The organism is Arthrobacter sp. C2, from assembly GCA_024207135.1.
In the GTDB taxonomy this organism is placed as follows: domain Bacteria; phylum Actinomycetota; class Actinomycetes; order Actinomycetales; family Micrococcaceae; genus Paeniglutamicibacter.
The window spans coordinates 2,316,213-2,333,162 of sequence record CP042428.1; the positions used below are offsets into that span (position 1 = coordinate 2,316,213).

Genomic DNA, 16,950 nt, shown 5'->3' on the forward strand with positions numbered 1-16,950 from the left:
TTGTATTTCCTTGTTCTTTAGAAGGCCGAATGCCCGGTGATTTTTCGGCCAATCAGCAAGGACTGGATGAACTCGGTGCCTTCATAGGTATGGACCACTTCCATGTCCGTCAGGTGCCGGGCCACGTGGAAGTCCAGGAGCAGGCCGTTGCCGCCCATCAGGTCCCGGGCTTGGTTGGCGATGGTGCGGGCCTTGTTGGCCGTGTGCATCTTGGCAATCGAGGCCATGGTGCCGGTCCACGCCCCGCTTTCCTGCAGTTCTGCCATCCGATAGCAGATCAGCTGGATCGCGCTCAATTCCGCGAGCATGTCGGCCAGGGTGTTCTGCACCAGCTGGGTGTTGCCGATTGGCTGGCCGAACTGGTCGCGGACCCGCGTGTAGGCAACCGCTGCTTCGAAGCAAGCAAGTGCATGGCCCAGCGATTCCCAGGTGGCTCCGCCGCGGGTGCTTGCCAGCACCCGCGAGGTGTCGCGGAAGCTATTGGCCCCGGGCAGCCGGTTGCTCTCTGGAATGGCGAGGTTTTCGAAGACCATGTCCGCCTGGAGGATTGCGCGTTTGCCGATCTTCCCATCAATGGTGCGGGCGTTGAACCCGGCAGGCATGGTGCTGGGATCGGTCGGATCCTCGCGTTCCATGACGAAGCCCTTGACCTCGCCGTCGGCTACGTCGCGGGCCCAGATGATCACCAGATGCGCCATGGAGCCGTTGCCGATCCAGCGCTTGGCACCGTTAATGACCCAGTTCTCACCTTCGCGGCGGGCGCTGGTTTCCAGCTGGGCCGAGTCGGAGCCGCGGCGTGGTTCGGTCAGCGCGAAGGCGCCGATCTTCTCAAGCTTCACCATGCCGGGAAGCCAGCGTTCTTTTTGGTCTTCGGAGCCGAGCATGTTGATGGTTCCCATGCTCAGGTTGGCCTGCACCCCAAGGAAGGTGTTCACCGAACCGTCGCCGCGCGCCAGCTCGGCGGTTGCCAATCCCGCAGCCAGCCGGGAAAGGCCGGCGGCCCCGTGGTCCTTGATCACGCCGCCGACAAGTCCTGTCGCCGCCAGGCCCGGAAGCATCTCATAGGGGAATTCCGCCCGTTCCCAGTAGCCGTTGATCTTCGGCAGGACTTCGGCATTGACGTATTGACGCATCTTCGCACGTGCGTCTTTGGCGTCCTGCGGCAGATCCGCATCCAGCAGGAAGTAGTCGGTATCCAGCGGGGTGTTCAGTTCTTTGCGAAGCGCCAGCAGATACTCGTCGCTTTCGTCAAAGTCTGGAAAGCCCCCGTGCGTCTCACTCATAGTCGTACCAGCCCTTGCCTGATTTGCGGCCGAACTGGCCGGCTTCATACTTTTCTTGCAGCAGCGGATGCGGCAGATCTTTGCTGTCGCCGGTTTGTTCGAAGGCCGCCTGGCGAATCAGATAGGTCACGTCCAGGCCCACCAAATCCATCAGCTCGAAAGGTCCCATCGGATATCCCAGTGCGTCTTTGGCCGCTGTGTCGATATCTTCCAGGCTGGCCACCTCGCCCGCGAGCAAGGCAAGTGCCTCATCGCGCACCGCACCCATCAGCCTGTTGGCTACGAAACCGGGAATTTCCTTGTTCAGAAGAATTGGGGATTTGCCCATGTCGCGCACCACTTTGCTGACGGTTTCCACCGTGCGATCACTAGTCCGTTCATGGCGCACAATTTCCACGGCCTTCATCACCAATGCGGGATTGAAGAAGTGCATGTTGCATACCTGCTCGGGACGCCCGGTAGCGTCTGCGACGGTGGAAGATCCCAGAGTTGAGGAATTCGTGGCCAGGATCGCGTGCTTCGGGGTCAGCTCGTCGAGCTGGCTGAAAATCGATTTCTTGATCTCCAGCTTTTCGGTGGCCGCCTCGATCACCAGCTCCGCGTTGGCTGCCGCAGGTTCCAGTTCGGTGGTGAATTCCAGGCGTCCCCACGCGTCCTCGGCTTCCGCCGAGGTCAGCCTGCCCTTGGAAATGCGGCCGTCCAGCCACTTTCGCATGTCCTGCTCGGCGGCTTTCACCGACTCGGCGCTGATGTCATAGACCTTGGTGGTGAATCCTGCGACGGCAGCGCTCATCCCGATCTGCCTGCCCATGGCTCCGGAACCGACCACAAGAATTTCCTTGACCGAACTTTCCATGTGCGTCACCGCCCCTGGAATTCTGCCGGACGCTTGCCCAGGAACGCGGCAACACCCTCGGCCTTGTCTGCTGTGGTGTAGAGCAGGGTCTGGGCCAGCAGTTCGAGCATCTGCCCGGTCTTCTGGTCAGTTTCGGCTCCCTGCTTGATCACCATCTTGGCCAGGCGTACGGCCAACGGTCCCTTGCTAGCGATCGTCGCGGCGGTGTCGCGGACGGTTGCCAGCAGCCGCTCCCCCGGGACCACGCTGGTGACCAGGCCGAAGCGCTCGGCTTCCCCGGCGTCCAGCAACCTGCTGGTCAACACCATTTCCACGGCTCGGCCGGTGCCGACCAGCCGGGAAAGCCGTTGGGTGCCGCCGGCGCCGGGAAGCACTCCGAGGCTCGGCTCCGGCAGCCCGAAACGTGCCCCTTGTGCGGCGATGCGGATATCGCAGCTCATGGCCATTTCCAATCCGCCGCCCAGCGCGATGCCGTTCAGCGCGGCGATGGTTGGCTTGGGGTACTCCTCAATCTTGTCGAAGAGACGCTGCATCGCTCCGGCCAATCCGTAGGCGACGTCATAGTTCGCCAGCTGGCTGATGTCTGCGCCGGCAACGAAGGCTTTCTCGCCCGAGCCGGTGAAGGCCACCGCGCGCACCTGGTCGTCTTCCTCCCACACGTCCAGGACGCTGCGGATTTCGGCGAGCACCGTCTTGGACAGCGCATTGCGAACTTCGGGACGGTTGATGGTGATCAGGCCCAGGCCCTCGACCACCGAGGCGGTGATGGTTTCGAATCCCGCCGGTTGGGTCTCTTGCGCCGTGTGAGTCATCGTCCCCCTACTTTCCCGAGGCCGTGAAGGCCCCAATGCCGGTCAACTTGCGTCCCAGGATCAGCGTGTGGATCTCGTCGGTGCCCTCATAGGTTCGCACCGATTCCAGGTTGTTGGCATGGCGCAGCGGCGAGTAGTCCAGGGTGATGCCATTGCCGCCAAGCATTTCGCGCGCCTCGCGGGCGATCTTGATGGCCTCGCGGCAGTTGTTCAGCTTGCCCACCGAGATCATCGTCGGATCCAGCGTTCCGGCATCCTTGGCCCGGCCGATCTGCAGTGCCAGCAGGTAGCCCTTGTTGATCTCCAACGCCATGTCCGCAAGCTTCGCCTGGGTCAGCTGGAATCCCGAGAGCGGGGTGCCGAATTGCAGGCGTTCGCCGGAATAACGCAATACCTCGTCGAAGGAATCCCGGGCCGCGCCCATGGCGCCCCAGATGATGCCGTAGCGGGCCTCATTCAGGCAGGCGAAGGGCCCCTTGAGTCCGATCGCCGAGTCTTCGGGAAGGATCGCTTCCGCCGGCAAACGCACGTCGGCCAGGGTGATGTCGCACTGCACCGAGGCCCGCATGGACAGCTTCGGCTCGATGGCCACGGCCGTGAAGCCGGGGGTGTTGGTCGGGACAATGAAGCCACGCACCCCGCGGGCGTCCCCGGGCTCGCCGGTCTGCGCCCAGATGATCGCCACGTCGGCGATCGTGGCCAGGCCGATCCAGCGCTTGGCGCCGTTGAGCACCCAGTCCCCGGACGCGTCGCGCACCGCGTGGGTGGCCATCGATGCCGGGTCCGAACCCGCCGTTGGTTCGGTGAGCCCGAAGCAGCCGATGATCTCACCTTTGGCCATGCCCGGCAGCCAGGTTTGCTTCTGTTCCTCGGAGCCGTGCTTGTGAATGGCGCTCATGGCCAGCGAGCCCTGCACTGAGACGAAGGTGCGCAGGCCCGAGTCTCCGGCTTCCAGCTCGGAGGCGGCCAAGCCATAGTCCACTGCCGAGCGGCCTGCACAACCGTAACCCTGCAGGTGCATGCCCAGAAGCCCCAGCTTCGCCATCTCCGGCACTATTTCGCGCGGGAAGACGGCCCGCTCGTACCAGCCGGCGATGTTTGGACGGATGTGTTCGTCGACCATCGTGCGCACCTCGCGCACCAGCTGCCTTTCGGGCTCGCTCAACTGGCCATCCAGCCCGGTGAGGTCAACGGTGCCGAACACCGATGCTGTTTTTACCTGTGTCATGCTCACTTGCTTTCATCCTTGGCTGCAGTGGCCGCCGCATGCATCGCGGCGAGTTCCGCGCCGAATTCTTCGGTCAGTTCCTTGCGGATCTTGAATTTCTGGATTTTTCCGCTGGGTGTGCGCGGGAAGTCCTCGACCACCTTGACCACCTCGGGCCAGTAGGGTTTGGCCAGTCCCTTGGACTCGAGGAATGCGCGCATTTCCGCGAGGGTGAATTCCCCCGGTTCCTTGAGCTGGACGACCACTCCGCCGACTTCCTGCAGTCTCGGATGCGGGATCGCGACCAGCGCCACCGCGTTGATCCGCGGGTGTTCGTAGAGGATGTTCTCCACGTAGGCGACCGGGATGTTCTCCCCGCCGCGGATGATGATGTCCTTGGTGCGTCCGGACAGGCGCAGGTAGCCGTCCTCGTCCAGGCTTCCCAAATCGCCGGTGTCGAACCAGTCCCCGTCGAATTCCTCGAGGGTCTTCTCCAGCTGTCCGAGGTAGCCGCGGAAGAGGAACGCCCCACGGACCTGGATCTTGCCTTCCTCGTTGGTTGCGGCCTGTTCCCCGAGCAGGTTCATCACGCGCACCTCCATGCCGGGCAGTGCCTTGCCGTCGGAGGAGAGGATCTTCTCCTGCGGGTCCTGCGGGCTGCCCATGGTGACCAGGCAGCATTCGGTCTGTCCCCAGCCGCCGAAGACGTCCAGCGTGGGCAGCTTCGCCTTGGCCTCGAGCAGGACGGCACGCGGGATGGGTGCGCCCATGCAGCAGAAGCGTGCCAGCGAGCTCATGTCGTGGTTCTCCAGCCCCTCGGCATGCAACAGGTCCTGCAGGAACGGGGTGGCTCCCGAGGTGTGCTGGATGCCGTGTTTCTCGACCAGGGCCAGGAATTCGGCGGCGTTCCACACCTGCTGTGCCACCAAGGTTCCACCGAGCATGATCGGCAGGGCCACGCCGTAGAGATAGCCGGTCAGGTGCGCAAAGGTCGAGGCCATGTGAATGACCGAGGAAGAATCCATTCCCAGTTTGCCGCTCCAGGGAAGGGACCCGGCGAGCACCGTGTTGTGCGAGTGCATGCCGCCCTTGGGGCTGCCCGTGGTGCCCGAGGTGAACATGATCAGCGCCAGGTCGTCGGCATCCGGACGCCGTTTGGCGAGCTCTGCCGCGGCAAGGGGGTGCTCGGCGCCCCGGGCCAACAGGTCGTCGAACCCGATGACCCCCGCCCGTGCCTCGCTGGGCCCGACCACCACGCAGTGTTCGAGGTCCGGCAGGTCCCCGCGTAGCCGTTCGACCATGGCAGCATGGTCGAACTTGCGGAAAACGGCGGGAACGAAGATCACCTTCGTGCGTGCCTTGGCCGCCATGAAACCGATCTCGCGGTCGCGAAAGATCGGAACCAGCGGGTTGGTGACGGCGCCGACGCGCTGCGCCGCCAGGTGCGCAACGATCCAGTGGTGTCCATTGGGCAACTGGACGGAGACAACGTCCCCGGCGTTGACGCCCAGGTCCGCCAAGCCACCCGCCGCGTCCTCCACCATCCGGGCCATGTCCTGGTAGGTGTAGGTGCCCGAGGCGTCAATATGGGCGGTTTCCTGCGGGTGGCTGGCCACCGCATCATCGAAGTAGTCGATGAGCAGGCGGTCCTTCCAGAATCCTTGGGACTTGAAGCCTTCGGAGGCCTCGGAAAGCTGAAGCATGTCAAACGTGGAGCTCATGGGTGGTTCCTTCCGTTTACGTGGTCCCAGCTAGACCATGGTCAGTCCACCGGAGACCGAAAGGGTCTGTCCGGTGATGTAGGAGGCCTCGTCCGAGGCCAGGAATGCGACGGCGTTGGCCAGGTCCTCGGGCTGGGCCAGGCGGCGCAGCGGGATCGACTTTTCCAGGGCGGTGCGCAGCTTCGGGTTTTGCTCGCTGATGGCGGCGAACAGCGGGGTGTCTGCCGGGCCGGGGCACACCGCGTTGACGCGGATGGCGTTGCGGGCTAGTTCGCGGGCCAGGGTCTTGGAGAAGGCAACGATGCCGCCCTTGGCCGCCGAGTACACGGCCTCGCCGGAGGAACCCACACGGGCCGCGTCGGAGCCGATGTTCACGATGGTTCCGCTCTCCTGGCCCTCCATGGCGCGCACCACGGACTGGCTGCAATTCAGCGTGCCGTACAGGTTGATGGCGATGACGCGCTCCCAGTCGGCGAACTCGGAGTCGATGAACGGACCGACCTTGTCCCAGCCGGCGTTGTTCACCAGCACGTCGATGCGGCCGAACTCCTCCTTGACCCCCGCAACCATCGCATCCACGGATTCGCGACTGGTCACGTCCGCGCGGACGCCGATCGAGCCGTTGCCCAGCTGGCTTGCGGTTTCCTTGGCGGCTTCTTCGTTGATGTCGCTGACCACGACGGTGGCACCCTCGGCTGCCAGCTTCACCGCGATACCGCGGCCGATGCCCGATCCGGCACCGGTGACGATTGCGATCTTGTTTTCAAGCTTTCCCATTTTTCTTCCCTCTTCGTCGTATGTACTTGGTGCCGATGCCCGTGCTTGGTTTACGGGGCGAACTCGCGGCCCACGGACTGGCGGGCGATGATCAGCTTCATGATCTGCGCGGTGCCGTCGCCGATCTGCAGGCCCAGCACGTCCCGCATGCGCTGCTCGATCGGGCGATCGGTCTTGTAGCCGAATTGGCCGTGCAGCAGCAGGCAGGAATTGATCACGTCGTAGGCGGTCTTCGGGGCCCACCATTTGCACATGGCGGCTTGCGAGGTGTGCGGCAAGCCCTCGTCCTTTAGCCACAGCGTCTGGTAGCAGAGCAACCGGGCCGCTTCGATCAGGGTTTCGCTTTCGGCCAGCGGGAAGGCAACCCCTTGGAAGGAACTCAGCGGCTTGTCGAAGGCGTTGCGGCTCTTGACGTACTCCCAGGTCTCCTCGATGGTGATCGCGGCGGTACCGATGCACTGCAAGCCGATCAGCGCGCGGGAGAAGTCGAAGCCCTGCATGACCTGCGTGAAGCCCTTTCCCTCGTCGCCGATGAGGTTCCCGTCCGGGATCCAAGCGTTGGTGTAGTGCGCGAAACCGCGGGTGACGGCCTTGGTGCCCATGTCATCGACCGCCTCGACTTCGACCCCGTCGGCATTCAGGTCGGTGAGGAAAGCGCTGATGCCGCGTCCGCGGCGCTGCGCGTCGTCGGTCTTGGCGAACACCACTGCCGCATCGGCCTGCAGCGCGAAGGAGAGCGACTTGGTGCCGTTGAGCACCCAGCCGCCGCGTTCGCGGCGTGCCTGCAGCGAGGGGTTCCCGGCGTCCGATCCGGCGCCGGGTTCCGAGAGGCCGATACCCACGATGCCCTCGCCGCTGGTGATGCGCGGAACCCAGGCCTTCGCCAGCTCCGGGGAGGCGTTGCCGGCCAGGATCTGGCCGACCAGCGATCCAACCACCTGCAGGTAGGCCACGTTGAAGTCGCCGCGGGCGATCTGCTCGGTGATGAGCCCGGAGGTCAGCCGGCGTTCTCCGCGGCCGCCCAGTTCGGTGGGCAGTTCCGGGGCGATCAGGCCTCGGGCGCCGATCTCGCGGCGCAACTCCGGTTCGATCCTTCGGTCGATCTCGCGCTGCTTGTAGCCCGGCGCGATCTGCTCGGCGACCAGCCGAGCTTCCTTGACGAACCCCTCTTGGGTTTCGGTGAGTTTAAAGTCCATCGGGACGGTTCCTATCCAGGATGTCGGTGGCGCGGCTAGTGGGAGGTGACGTGGGCGTTGAAGTCCGGTTTGCGCTTCTCCGCGAAGGCGCGGGCGCCTTCCATGCCCTCGGGCGAGACGGCATAGAGGTCCAGTGCGGACATGGCCATGTTGCTCAGGCCCGCTTGGTGGTCGGTGTCCGCGTTGAAGGACTGCTTCAGGAAGCGCAGCGCGGTCGGGGACTTCTCGGCGATCTCCGCAGCCCAGGCCTTGGCCTCGTCCATCAGCTTTGCCGGCTCGACCACTGCGTTGACCAGGCCCCAGCGCTCGGCCGTGACCGCATCGTACTGACGGCACAGGTACCAGATTTCACGGGCGCGTTTTTCGCCGACGACGCGGGCCAGGTAGGCAGAGCCGAAGCCGGCGTCGAAGGAACCCACGCGCGGGCCTGCCTGTCCGAACTTGGCGGTTGAGGAGGCGATGGTCAGGTCGCAGAGCACGTGCAGGACGTGTCCGCCTCCGATGGCGATGCCGTTGACCGCGGCAATCACGGGCTTTGGCACGTCGCGGATCAGCTTGTGCAGGTTTCCGATCTCGAACATCCCGGACTCGCTCGGTCCGTAGTCTCCGGTCTCCGCACGCTGTTTCACGTCACCTCCGGTGCAGAAGGCCTTTTCCCCGGCGCCGGTGAGGATAACGGCCTGGACCTTGCGATCGGCCCATGCTGCTCGGAACGCGGCGATCAGCTCCTCAACGGTCTGGCTGCGGAACGAGTTGTAGCGCTCCGGCCGATTGATGGTGATGATTGCGGCCGCGTCCTCGACCTCGTAGCTGATGTCTTCGAATGAACTCACGTTGATGGGCATGGCAATTCCTTTCGTGGGATGACGTGCTTAGGCCAGGTCGCCGAGCAGGTCCGAATACTGTGAACGGGTTTCGGGGCGCAGCACGCCGGAGAGCGCCAGCGCAGTGTGGTGGGCAATGAAGTCCTCATGGCTGAAATGCCTGCTGAAGTACCAGTGCTTTAGGGCCCATGAGTGGGCTGTCATTAGCAGCTGAAAGGCGAATATCCGATAGTCGACCGGGCGGATGAGACCGGCGTCGGCGGCGTCCAGCACGGCCTTGGACAACAGTTTGCCGGTGGTCAATTCAAGCTCCTTGACGGCGCTCCGACCTGCGGCATCCAGGGTCTTCGTGTCCCTATAGGCCAAGATGGTGCCATCGCGGTTCTCGTCGATCACTTCGCAGTAGCCCTTGAATGCCGCGGCAATCTGCCGCACGGGATCTTCCACCTCGGTCACCGCAGCGCCTACGCGGTTCGAAAACTCTTCCAGCACCCCCACGATGACGGCCTGGACCAGATCCTGTTTGTTGCCGAAGTAGCGGTAAATCAACCCGACGCTGACCCCGGCCGCGTCGGCCACGGACTGCATGGACACCTCTTGTGATCCGCGCTCCTCCATCAGACGCGCGGCCGCTGCCAGCAATTGCTTCCGGCGCGACTTGGTCCGGGCATCTCGGGCGGCCGCGGTGGCCTCATCGGCTCCCTGCTGCAGCGTTTTCATGTGGCTCCTCCGGCACAGTCCACGGACAATGAATGTTGGTTCACCATGAATGAATGATCATTCATTTCCTCCAACTTAGTGACGTGCCACACACTTTGTCAAGGGTTCGATTTTGCATAGGCCGCGACGGACAAGCGCCAGAAACGAACCGAACCACCCGGTGTCTACTGGCCCACCACGGGCCTGGGTCGCCACGACATTCGACAAACGCGTCGTTGGCGAGCCCCTCCGCGGGGGCTCGCCAACGACGCGTTCAAAAAATGAGCCTCTGGCTCTTGGCCCCGAGGGCCTGGACGATCCCTGGCAGAATCCATCGATCGCCACCCTCGAGTTGAAGCAGGCTATTCCACGAGCTTTCCGACGCTCGAGACTTCCTTGATCAGCGCGGCAATTTCCCCAGGGATCTCGGGGATTTCCTCGCGGACGATTCCGGCGGAAGGCGACCACACCAGGTTGACCCGCAGGGAATCGTCCATCTGGGGGTAGTCACTGCGGTTGTGGCAGCCACGGGTCTCCCGGCGTTCAAGTGCGGCCTCGAGGGTGGCCCGGGCGGCCAACGCGGATCCCTTCAGGTCGAATGCGTGGGCCAGGTCCTGGTACCCGGCAATGTCGGGGTGGATCCCCACGGCCTCCATCCGCTCTTCGATCGAGTCCAGCTTCGCCAGGCCGGCCAACAGGCCGTCCTCGTCCCGCACCACGCCCGCATGGTCGGTCATCATGTTCCGGATGGCGCGCTGCAGCTCGCGCACGTTCTCCTGGCCCTCGGCCGCCAGCAGGTCGTCGATCTCGGCCCGCGCGGTCGCCAGCGCCTCGTGTGAGCGGGGCTGGGAATCCAGCGACGCCGAGTACTTCGCCGCGGCGCGTGCCACGATGCGGCCGAAGACCAGCAACTCGATCAACGAGTTGCCTCCCAGCCTGTTGGCGCCATGCAGTCCGCTGGAAGCCTCGCCGATGGCGTAGAGGCCATCGACGTCTGTGCTGTGGTCTTCCGGGCGCACCCAGACCCCGCCCATGGAGTAGTGCGCGGTGGGTGCGATCTCGATGGGCTCGGCGGTGATGTCGAGCATCTGCACCTCCATCATGGTCTGGTACACGCGCGGCAGGCGCTCCATGATGGTTTCGCGCGGCAGGTGCGAGACATCCAGCCAGACGCCGCCGTTCTTGGTGCCGCGGCCCTCCTTGATCTCGGTGTAGGCGGCCAGCGCCACGCGGTCCCGGGTGGAGAGTTCCTTGCGGATCGGGTCGTAGCGTTCCATGAACCGCTCCCCCAGCGCGTTGCGCAGAATGCCGCCCTCGCCGCGGGCCGCCTCGGAGATCAGGGTGCCCGCTGCGTTCTCGGGTTCGATGATGCCAGAGGGGTGGAACTGCACCAGCTCCGGGTCGCGCAACCGGGCCCCGGCATCCACGGCCAGGCGAAAGGCGTCCCCGGTGTTCTCGTCGCGGCGGGAGGAGGTGCGGCGCCAGATGCGGGTGTGGCCCCCGGCGGCCAGGATGACCGAGTCGGCGTGGATGAGGTAGCGCTTGCCGGTGTTGATGTCGAAGCCGTAGGCGCCAAAGACCTGGTTGTTCTTCACCAGCAGCCGGGTGACGTAGACCGAGTCAAGGATCGGGATCTGCAGTTGTTCGGCCCGGCTTACCAGGCTGCGCTGGATTTCCAGTCCGGTGTAGTCTCCGGCAAAAGCGGTGCGGCGGAAGGTGTGGGCGCCGAAGAATCGCTGGGAGATCCGCCCGTCCTCCTCCCTGGCGAAGCCCATGCCGTAGCGTTCCAGGTCGTGGATTCCCTGGGCCGCGCCGCGGGCGACTATTTCGACCGTGTGCGGGTTGGCCAGGTAGTAGCTTTCCTTGATGGTGTCGGCGGCGTGCTGCTGCCAGCTGTCGTCCTTGTCCATGGTTCCGAGGGCCGCGTTGATGCCGCCGGCAGCGAGCGAGGTGTGGGCGTCGTTGCGCGGGCGCTTGCCCACGGCGAGCACGTCGACCCCCATTTCGGCCAGCTCGATGGCGGCCCGCAGGCCAGATCCTCCGGTGCCGATGACCAGAACGGTGGTGGAAATCTGTTGTTCTTTCGTTGCTCTTGCACTCATGTCTTCAACGCTAGGAACTTGCCCTCGATCCGTCCAATGAATTGTTCGAGTCGTTTCAATGCGTATAGGCTATCGACCATGAACCTGGAACAGCTCCAAAGCTTCGTGGAAGTCGCACGCACGGGCCATTTCACGCGTGCCGCCGCGCTTCTGCACCTCGCGCAGCCTTCCTTGAGCCGGCAGATCTCCACCCTGGAGTCGGATCTCGGTGCGGAGCTGTTCCACCGGGCCCGGGGCAACATCACACTCACCGATGCAGGGGAATCGCTACTCCCCCTGGCCAGGCGGATGCTCGCCGACGCGGAATCCGTCCGCCACGAGATGCAGGAACTCGCGGGCCTCAAAAAGGGGCGGGTGAGGCTAGGTGCGACCCCGACATTGTGCGTCAGCCTGGTTCCGGATGTGCTGACCGCGTTCCATGCGGCCTACCCCGGCATCGACCTGCACCTGACAGAGCAGGGCTCCCGCGGCCTGCTCGACGAGCTCGCCGGGGGTGCCCTCGACCTGGCGCTCATCGTCACCTCGGAGGACCGCACGGCCCCCGTCGCCAGCCTGCAGCGCACTCCGCTGCTCACCGAGGAGCTGGTGGTCGTCGCCTCGGTGAACAGCACCCACCTTGCCGGACGCGCCTCCCTGACCCTTGCCGAGTTGGCGGAACTGCCGCAGATCACTTACCACCAGAGCTACGACCTGCGGGAGGCCACCTCGCAGGCGTTCCATGCCGCCGGACTCGCCCCGAACCTGGTCCTTGAGGGGTCTGAAATGGATGCCGTGTTGCGTTGCGTGGAACGCGGACTGGGGGTCGCCGTAGTCCCTGCCATGGTCATGCTCGATCGGCCGCGCCTGTGTTCGGTGCGGCTCACCGACCCCGGGTTGTCCCGGACGGTCAGCCTCGCCCACCGCAACGATGTCTCGCCGACCCGCGCCGCCCAGGCCATGCAGGAGATGATTTTTGACACCGCAAACCTCCTGGCGTCGAGCAGCGTCTCAACCCGCGGCTTGGTGACCCGGGTTTCGTAGTCGTCGCGGTCTGGTCAAACGTGTTGGTTCCAACAGTCCAACCGGCCGCGTTCGGACCCGGAGCCAACTAGGCTTGGAGGTGAACCCATTCGCAACGTCAACACGTTGCCCCGTGGGCTCCGACGCAACTTTTCGAGGAATCCCTTGCCTTTCACCTTGGCTCACCCGGCTGCAGTCTTGCCCTTCCTGCGACAACCATTCGTCCCCGTTGCCCTGGTCGCCGGCGCCATGGCCCCGGACGTCCCCTACTTCGCCATGGTGTCTTCCACCAGCGACGCCTGGTACGCACCCATGCTCAACGGCGCGAACTCGCACGATTTTTCCCAGATCCTGAGCGTCGGGTTGCCGCTGGCGCTGGTGTTGGCCGGTTTCCTGTGGCTCGTGGTGAAGCCGCTGCGGTGGGCGCTTCCCGACTCGTGGGTCCCGGACAAGCCGGCGCTCAAGGGCCGCCCGCCGACCAGTGCCCGGGTTGCGTTGTGGACCTTCTATTCACTGATGCTCGGGCTCCTCACGCACCTGGCGTGGGATTCCTTCACGCATTCCTACGGCTGGGTAGTGGAACGAGTGCCGTTGCTGGCCAGCGAGCCTGTCGCCGGAATCGCCGTCTACCGGCTCCTGCAACATGGCAGCACCCTGGCCGGTTTGGCGTTCGTCGTCCTCTGGTACCTCAAACGGCAAAAAGCCTCCGGGCATCGGGGGATGAGCGGCGAAGCTAAAGGCAAGAAAGTCCGCGCCCTCCTGCTGGCGCTGTTCCTGGTGGTTCCGGCCGCCATTGCCGCGGCCCTCGGCCTGGATTCGAAGCCTGTCATGGAGGACGCAGCCAGTGCCGGTACGTTCCTGTGGATCGTCATTACGCGTGGAGGCGCCGCCCTGGTTGTGGCCTTGGCGGCCTACGCCGTGGTGTGGCACGCGGTGTCAGTGTTCCGGAGGCTTCGCGCCGTCGCCAAGACCCGCGCCTAGCCGCGCGTGGATGGTGGCGTCGTGCATCTTCCCTTGCTATGTTGAGGGTGACCGACGCCGGCTTCCCTGCAGAGTGGAAGACATCCTTTCTCCGGCGCTTCGCCTGATGGGTAAGGAAGTCGCCACCATGACGGACACCACCGTTTCCGCAAAAAACCTCGCGTCTGCCGTTGCCATTGCCGCCGACAACGTCCGCAATGCGGGCGGGCCTTTCGGGGCCTTGGTCGTGACCGCAGACGGATCACGCTTCGAGGGGGTCAACCGCGTCACGGCCAACAACGACCCCACCGCCCACGCCGAAGTCACCGCCATCCGCGCCGCATGTACAGCGCTAGGAACTTTCGACCTCACCGGCGCGGTGTTGTACTCCAGCTGCGAGCCCTGCCCGATGTGCCTTGCCTCGGCCCTCTGGGCCCGTGTCTCGCGTGTGGTCTTTGCCGCCGACAGGCACGAGGCGGCGGAGGCCGGCTTCGACGACGCGGCCTTCTACGAATACTTCGAGGGCAGCGAGACCGAACGCTCCCTCCTGATGTCGGTCGAACGCATGCCCGAGGGCGGGTTCGACCGCCACGAACCATTCACCCTGTGGGCGGGGCTCGACACCCGCATCGAGTACTGACCCTTCCATGGCTTAAGTCAAGAGGGCTGGCAGCTTTCTGAAGAGTTGCCTGGCGGTGAATCGTGTGATGCAGCGGCGGATCTCTCGAAGGCTCCTGCCTTCGGCGGTCCGCCGGTTGACATATGCGATGGTGGTGGCATCGAACTTCATTCAGGTTCGGAAAATGGCGTGCAATGCGTGGTTCAGTTGCCGTTCGCCGTGGCGGTTCAGTCGGTGCCGGACGGTGTTGCCCGAGAAGGCAGGGATGGGGCTCGTCCCGGCCAGTACGGCGAATGCGGCTTCCGAACGGGCCTTCCCCTGGTGCGAGTAGGAGATGAGCACCCGGGCCGCGGATACCTGACCGATCCCGGGAAATTCCGGGGGCCGGCGGCCATCATGCCGACGATTTGCTCAAGCTCGGCCTTGTTCTGGTCCCGCAGCACCTGGAACTGAAGGAGGGCAGCGGTGAGGCGCTTGGCCTCGGCGCGGGCGATCCGGGCGGGCAGGTCGTCCTCGCGTGGGCCCGCCCGCGGCTGATGCCGAGGATCTGCTCGTCGGTGAGGACGCGGCGGGCATCGACGCCCATATCCATCGTCCGCAGCAGCGCGGTGAGCATCAGCCGGTCGGCGGTACCCTGGCGTTCCATGATGCTCCGGGCGTTGAGGAGGATCCGCAGGGCTTCACGGGCGCCCTCGGCTCGGGGTTCCAGCAGGGCTTCCACGTCCACTCCGAGCACCGTGCGGGCCGCCGCCAGCGCGTCGATGTATGATTTTACGTTTCCGGCGCGGGTGAGCCCGGCACCGTAGGACTTGGCACCCGCGATGGCCACAAGGGTCTTGCCGGGTTCGCTGCGCCGGTCGATCCACGCGTCGGCGCGTTTGAGACCCGCAGGGCTGGTGGGGAACGTAGCCGTATCCACGACCTGGCCGGTGTCGGCCGTGAGGATGGGGCAGATGTTGGTGCGGGCATGGGCGTCCACGCCGACGATGTTCGTGTATTGCTCCCGGACTGCGTTCATGGCAGTGGTTTCCTTCCCAAGGCAGGGATCTGGTTGGCCGGCCGGGTGGGTTCGCGCCGAGGCAGATCTCTAACGAGTCACGTTCCCCCGGGAAACGGCGGGACAGACAATCTCCTATCAGGCCATAATGCGAGCCAGAACTGGCCTCACGGGCAGGGCGGACGAGTCAGCCGCAGGACACTGCCTCCAGGCAGGTCAGATACGTAGCGAGTCTCGCCCGGTCCAAGGTTTCCATTCTGACAGCCAGCCTCAGGCTTGCCACTACCCATTAGAAATCCTTCTATTTCTCCGTCGCGCTTGGCAACAGTTTCGTCCATCTCGACAGCACATGCGGCGGTTCCGGTTCACCATGCAATAGGGCTTCATGACGTCATGAAACCGCATGTCACGTAATGCTTTTCAAACAGTTGGAAATACTGGATAGCGTGTCCCTGAATCATTCAAAAACATGGGGGAAATTCGTGAAAAAAATAGTTTCATTACTAGCGTCAGGTGCACTGGTATTTGGGTCCTTGGCGCTTGGAGGGCCAGCTGCCGCCGCGCCTGCAAGCATGACAACAGTCGTTGGCGCTACGCTGTCGGTGTCGGCACCCAATGTCATGATCGCCGGGGCCAAAAAGGCCAAGTCACCGAAAATTTCCACCGGCAAGAAGAAAACCACAAATACCAAATCACCGAAGAAGTCCGTTCAAACGGTCAAGCTGCCGGTTTTGGGCAATTCGACGGCCAAGAATCGCAAGGTTTTCACAAAGTACGCGAATGACATGGTCAAGGCCGAACTGAAGTCCTTCAACTCGGCACGCCAGCAGGGCTGCGGCAGGACCCAGACAGCTTCGTTTGTTGCGGCCCCGTCCAAGACTGCCATCTACAAAAATCGCTATGCTTCGGTAACCATGCACTTCTCCTCGTACGTTTGCGGCGCTTCGGCATGGAGCAACGTCAGGTCCTTCACGCTTGATCTAAAAACCGGCAAGAAGGTTGGGATCGGAACTTTCGTGGCGCAGGACGACATCACCACCAAGGTTGCTGTCTCACGTGGATTCGCAAAGTCGAAGAACACCTGCGTCAACGATTTGATACCCGTAGCTTCCAAGTCCGACTACGGCTACTACATTCCTCGCCCCGCGGCATGGGATGTTTCGGCCAAGGGTATCCGGTTCCACTACGAGAAGTACGCGATCGGCCCCGGCGCGTGTGGAAACCCCAGTGTCCTGCTGCCATGGAACGAGGTATCCACCTCGAAGGCGATGAAGGGCAAGATCACGAACCGCACGTATGTATCGGGCGTTCGGTACGACAAGAAGTCAAAGATGTATGTTGGACAGTTGGCATTCACCTCGGTGCAAGGCAGCAAGTTAACCGTTGCCCAATCGGTTCTCAACGGCGGTGGCGAGTGCATGCATGGAGTACGCAGCGGCAGGACGGCAACGCTCGGTTCCGCTTTCGGCGGTTCCTGGAAGCAAACCCTCAAGTTGAAGAGCACCGGAACGAATCCCAAGTTCGATACAGCGGGTTTCGGCAAGGGATGGCGCGAAGCCAACACCCAAGACCTTAAGGCAATCAAATATACGGTTGGTGGCAAGGTTCCCTCGGCCCGCAGCCTATGCGGTGCCTAACGAATAGAAAATGAGCCGTGGTCCGGGTGGTTGAGCGCAGACTCCACCCGGACCACGGCTTTTCTGTGAAGACATGATTCAGGGATGAAGCGTCTGCAACTCCCTGTCATTTCCCGGTACCGGGGCCGCCTGGGCAATGATTCGTGAGACACGTGCCCCAGGGCTTCTCCGTGTCCCACACCGAAGCCGGGATTCCGGAAGGGGTCTTGGCTGGTCCCACCGCCTTCGGTGCCACGGTGTTCCGTCCCCTAACCGAAGCAT

At 63.8% G+C, this 16,950-nt stretch carries 16 protein-coding genes; 4 read left to right on the forward strand and 12 right to left on the reverse strand.

Annotated features, from left to right (window positions below; translation table 11 throughout):
* Positions 1-17: 17 nt before the first annotated feature.
* The 10 genes from FPY90_RS10845 to FPY90_RS10890 form a co-directional block, all read right to left on the reverse strand.
* Entirely contained in the window at positions 18-1,283 is a 1,266-nt protein-coding gene (locus FPY90_RS10845; RefSeq protein WP_498680920.1) for an acyl-CoA dehydrogenase family protein, read from the reverse strand.
* Positions 1,276-2,139: a 3-hydroxyacyl-CoA dehydrogenase family protein gene (locus tag FPY90_RS10850; RefSeq protein WP_498680921.1), complete on the reverse strand. Its 864-nt coding sequence runs from the start codon at positions 2,137-2,139 to the stop codon at positions 1,276-1,278. Before FPY90_RS10850 ends, FPY90_RS10845 begins: the two co-directional genes overlap by 8 nt.
* 5 nt (positions 2,140-2,144) lie before the next feature.
* Positions 2,145-2,951: an enoyl-CoA hydratase/isomerase family protein gene (locus tag FPY90_RS10855; protein WP_498680923.1), complete on the reverse strand. Its 807-nt coding sequence runs from the start codon at positions 2,949-2,951 to the stop codon at positions 2,145-2,147.
* A gap of 7 nt (positions 2,952-2,958) precedes the next feature.
* Positions 2,959-4,179: an acyl-CoA dehydrogenase family protein gene (locus FPY90_RS10860; RefSeq protein ID WP_498685565.1), complete on the reverse strand. Its 1,221-nt coding sequence runs from the start codon at positions 4,177-4,179 to the stop codon at positions 2,959-2,961.
* Between the two features lie 2 nt (positions 4,180-4,181).
* Positions 4,182-5,879 (reverse strand): AMP-binding protein, encoded by a 1,698-nt coding sequence (locus FPY90_RS10865; protein ID WP_498680925.1) that lies wholly within the window; start codon positions 5,877-5,879, stop codon positions 4,182-4,184.
* A 30-nt stretch (positions 5,880-5,909) separates the two neighbouring features.
* Positions 5,910-6,656, reverse strand: coding sequence for an SDR family NAD(P)-dependent oxidoreductase (locus tag FPY90_RS10870; RefSeq protein ID WP_498680926.1), 747 nt, complete (start codon positions 6,654-6,656; stop codon positions 5,910-5,912).
* A gap of 50 nt (positions 6,657-6,706) precedes the next feature.
* Positions 6,707-7,852 carry an acyl-CoA dehydrogenase family protein gene (locus FPY90_RS10875; protein ID WP_498680928.1) on the reverse strand — a complete coding sequence of 382 codons (1,146 nt, stop codon included), beginning with the start codon at positions 7,850-7,852 and terminating at the stop codon, positions 6,707-6,709.
* 35 nt (positions 7,853-7,887) lie between these two features.
* The gene (locus tag FPY90_RS10880) at positions 7,888-8,697 is read right to left on the reverse strand and encodes an enoyl-CoA hydratase-related protein (protein WP_498680930.1); all 810 of its coding nucleotides are present in this window, start codon (positions 8,695-8,697) and stop codon (positions 7,888-7,890) included.
* 27 nt (positions 8,698-8,724) lie between these two features.
* Positions 8,725-9,396 carry a TetR/AcrR family transcriptional regulator gene (locus FPY90_RS10885; protein ID WP_498680932.1) on the reverse strand — a complete coding sequence of 224 codons (672 nt, stop codon included), beginning with the start codon at positions 9,394-9,396 and terminating at the stop codon, positions 8,725-8,727.
* A gap of 341 nt (positions 9,397-9,737) precedes the next feature.
* Positions 9,738-11,477 carry an L-aspartate oxidase gene (locus tag FPY90_RS10890; RefSeq protein WP_498680934.1) on the reverse strand — a complete coding sequence of 580 codons (1,740 nt, stop codon included), beginning with the start codon at positions 11,475-11,477 and terminating at the stop codon, positions 9,738-9,740.
* 78 nt (positions 11,478-11,555) lie between these two features.
* Here FPY90_RS10890 and FPY90_RS10895 point away from each other — a divergent pair, with 78 nt between their 5' ends.
* From FPY90_RS10895 to FPY90_RS10905, 3 genes are all read left to right on the forward strand, one after another.
* A complete protein-coding gene (locus tag FPY90_RS10895; RefSeq protein WP_498680935.1) occupies positions 11,556-12,497 on the forward strand; it encodes a LysR family transcriptional regulator in 942 nt (313 codons plus the stop codon).
* A gap of 177 nt (positions 12,498-12,674) precedes the next feature.
* Positions 12,675-13,457 carry a DUF4184 family protein gene (locus FPY90_RS10900; RefSeq protein ID WP_498680937.1) on the forward strand — a complete coding sequence of 261 codons (783 nt, stop codon included), beginning with the start codon at positions 12,675-12,677 and terminating at the stop codon, positions 13,455-13,457.
* Between the two features lie 127 nt (positions 13,458-13,584).
* Entirely contained in the window at positions 13,585-14,076 is a 492-nt protein-coding gene (locus tag FPY90_RS10905; RefSeq protein ID WP_071214071.1) for a nucleoside deaminase, read from the forward strand.
* Between the two features lie 150 nt (positions 14,077-14,226).
* Here the strand turns inward: FPY90_RS10905 and FPY90_RS10910 are convergent, their stop codons facing one another.
* Both FPY90_RS10910 and FPY90_RS10915 read right to left on the reverse strand, forming a co-directional pair.
* Entirely contained in the window at positions 14,227-14,397 is a 171-nt protein-coding gene (locus FPY90_RS10910; protein ID WP_498680939.1) for a transposase, read from the reverse strand.
* A 52-nt stretch (positions 14,398-14,449) separates the two neighbouring features.
* Positions 14,450-15,073, reverse strand: a complete 624-nt coding sequence (locus tag FPY90_RS10915; protein WP_498680940.1) for a hypothetical protein — start codon at positions 15,071-15,073, stop codon at positions 14,450-14,452.
* Between the two features lie 551 nt (positions 15,074-15,624).
* On the opposite strand from FPY90_RS10915, the gene FPY90_RS10920 reads away from it, so the two are divergent.
* Positions 15,625-16,689, forward strand: a complete 1,065-nt coding sequence (locus FPY90_RS10920; RefSeq protein ID WP_498680942.1) for an RsiV family protein — start codon at positions 15,625-15,627, stop codon at positions 16,687-16,689.
* Positions 16,690-16,950 lie beyond the last annotated feature (261 nt).

Bases quoted from the DNA above. Each gene is read 5' to 3' on its own strand.
- FPY90_RS10845 (WP_498680920.1), bottom strand. From the start codon at position 1,283: ATGAGTGAGACGCACGGGGGCTTTCCAGACTTTGACGAAAGCGACGAG.
- FPY90_RS10850 (WP_498680921.1), bottom strand. From the start codon at position 2,139: ATGGAAAGTTCGGTCAAGGAAATTCTTGTGGTCGGTTCCGGAGCCATG.
- FPY90_RS10855 (WP_498680923.1), bottom strand. From the start codon at position 2,951: ATGACTCACACGGCGCAAGAGACCCAACCGGCGGGATTCGAAACCATC.
- FPY90_RS10860 (WP_498685565.1), bottom strand. From the start codon at position 4,179: ATGACACAGGTAAAAACAGCATCGGTGTTCGGCACCGTTGACCTCACC.
- FPY90_RS10865 (WP_498680925.1), bottom strand. From the start codon at position 5,879: ATGAGCTCCACGTTTGACATGCTTCAGCTTTCCGAGGCCTCCGAAGGC.
- FPY90_RS10870 (WP_498680926.1), bottom strand. From the start codon at position 6,656: ATGGGAAAGCTTGAAAACAAGATCGCAATCGTCACCGGTGCCGGATCG.
- FPY90_RS10875 (WP_498680928.1), bottom strand. From the start codon at position 7,852: ATGGACTTTAAACTCACCGAAACCCAAGAGGGGTTCGTCAAGGAAGCT.
- FPY90_RS10880 (WP_498680930.1), bottom strand. From the start codon at position 8,697: ATGCCCATCAACGTGAGTTCATTCGAAGACATCAGCTACGAGGTCGAG.
- FPY90_RS10885 (WP_498680932.1), bottom strand. From the start codon at position 9,396: ATGAAAACGCTGCAGCAGGGAGCCGATGAGGCCACCGCGGCCGCCCGA.
- FPY90_RS10890 (WP_498680934.1), bottom strand. From the start codon at position 11,477: ATGAGTGCAAGAGCAACGAAAGAACAACAGATTTCCACCACCGTTCTG.
- FPY90_RS10895 (WP_498680935.1), top strand. From the start codon at position 11,556: ATGAACCTGGAACAGCTCCAAAGCTTCGTGGAAGTCGCACGCACGGGC.
- FPY90_RS10905 (WP_071214071.1), top strand. From the start codon at position 13,585: ATGACGGACACCACCGTTTCCGCAAAAAACCTCGCGTCTGCCGTTGCC.
- FPY90_RS10915 (WP_498680940.1), bottom strand. From the start codon at position 15,073: ATGAACGCAGTCCGGGAGCAATACACGAACATCGTCGGCGTGGACGCC.
- FPY90_RS10920 (WP_498680942.1), top strand. From the start codon at position 15,625: ATGACAACAGTCGTTGGCGCTACGCTGTCGGTGTCGGCACCCAATGTC.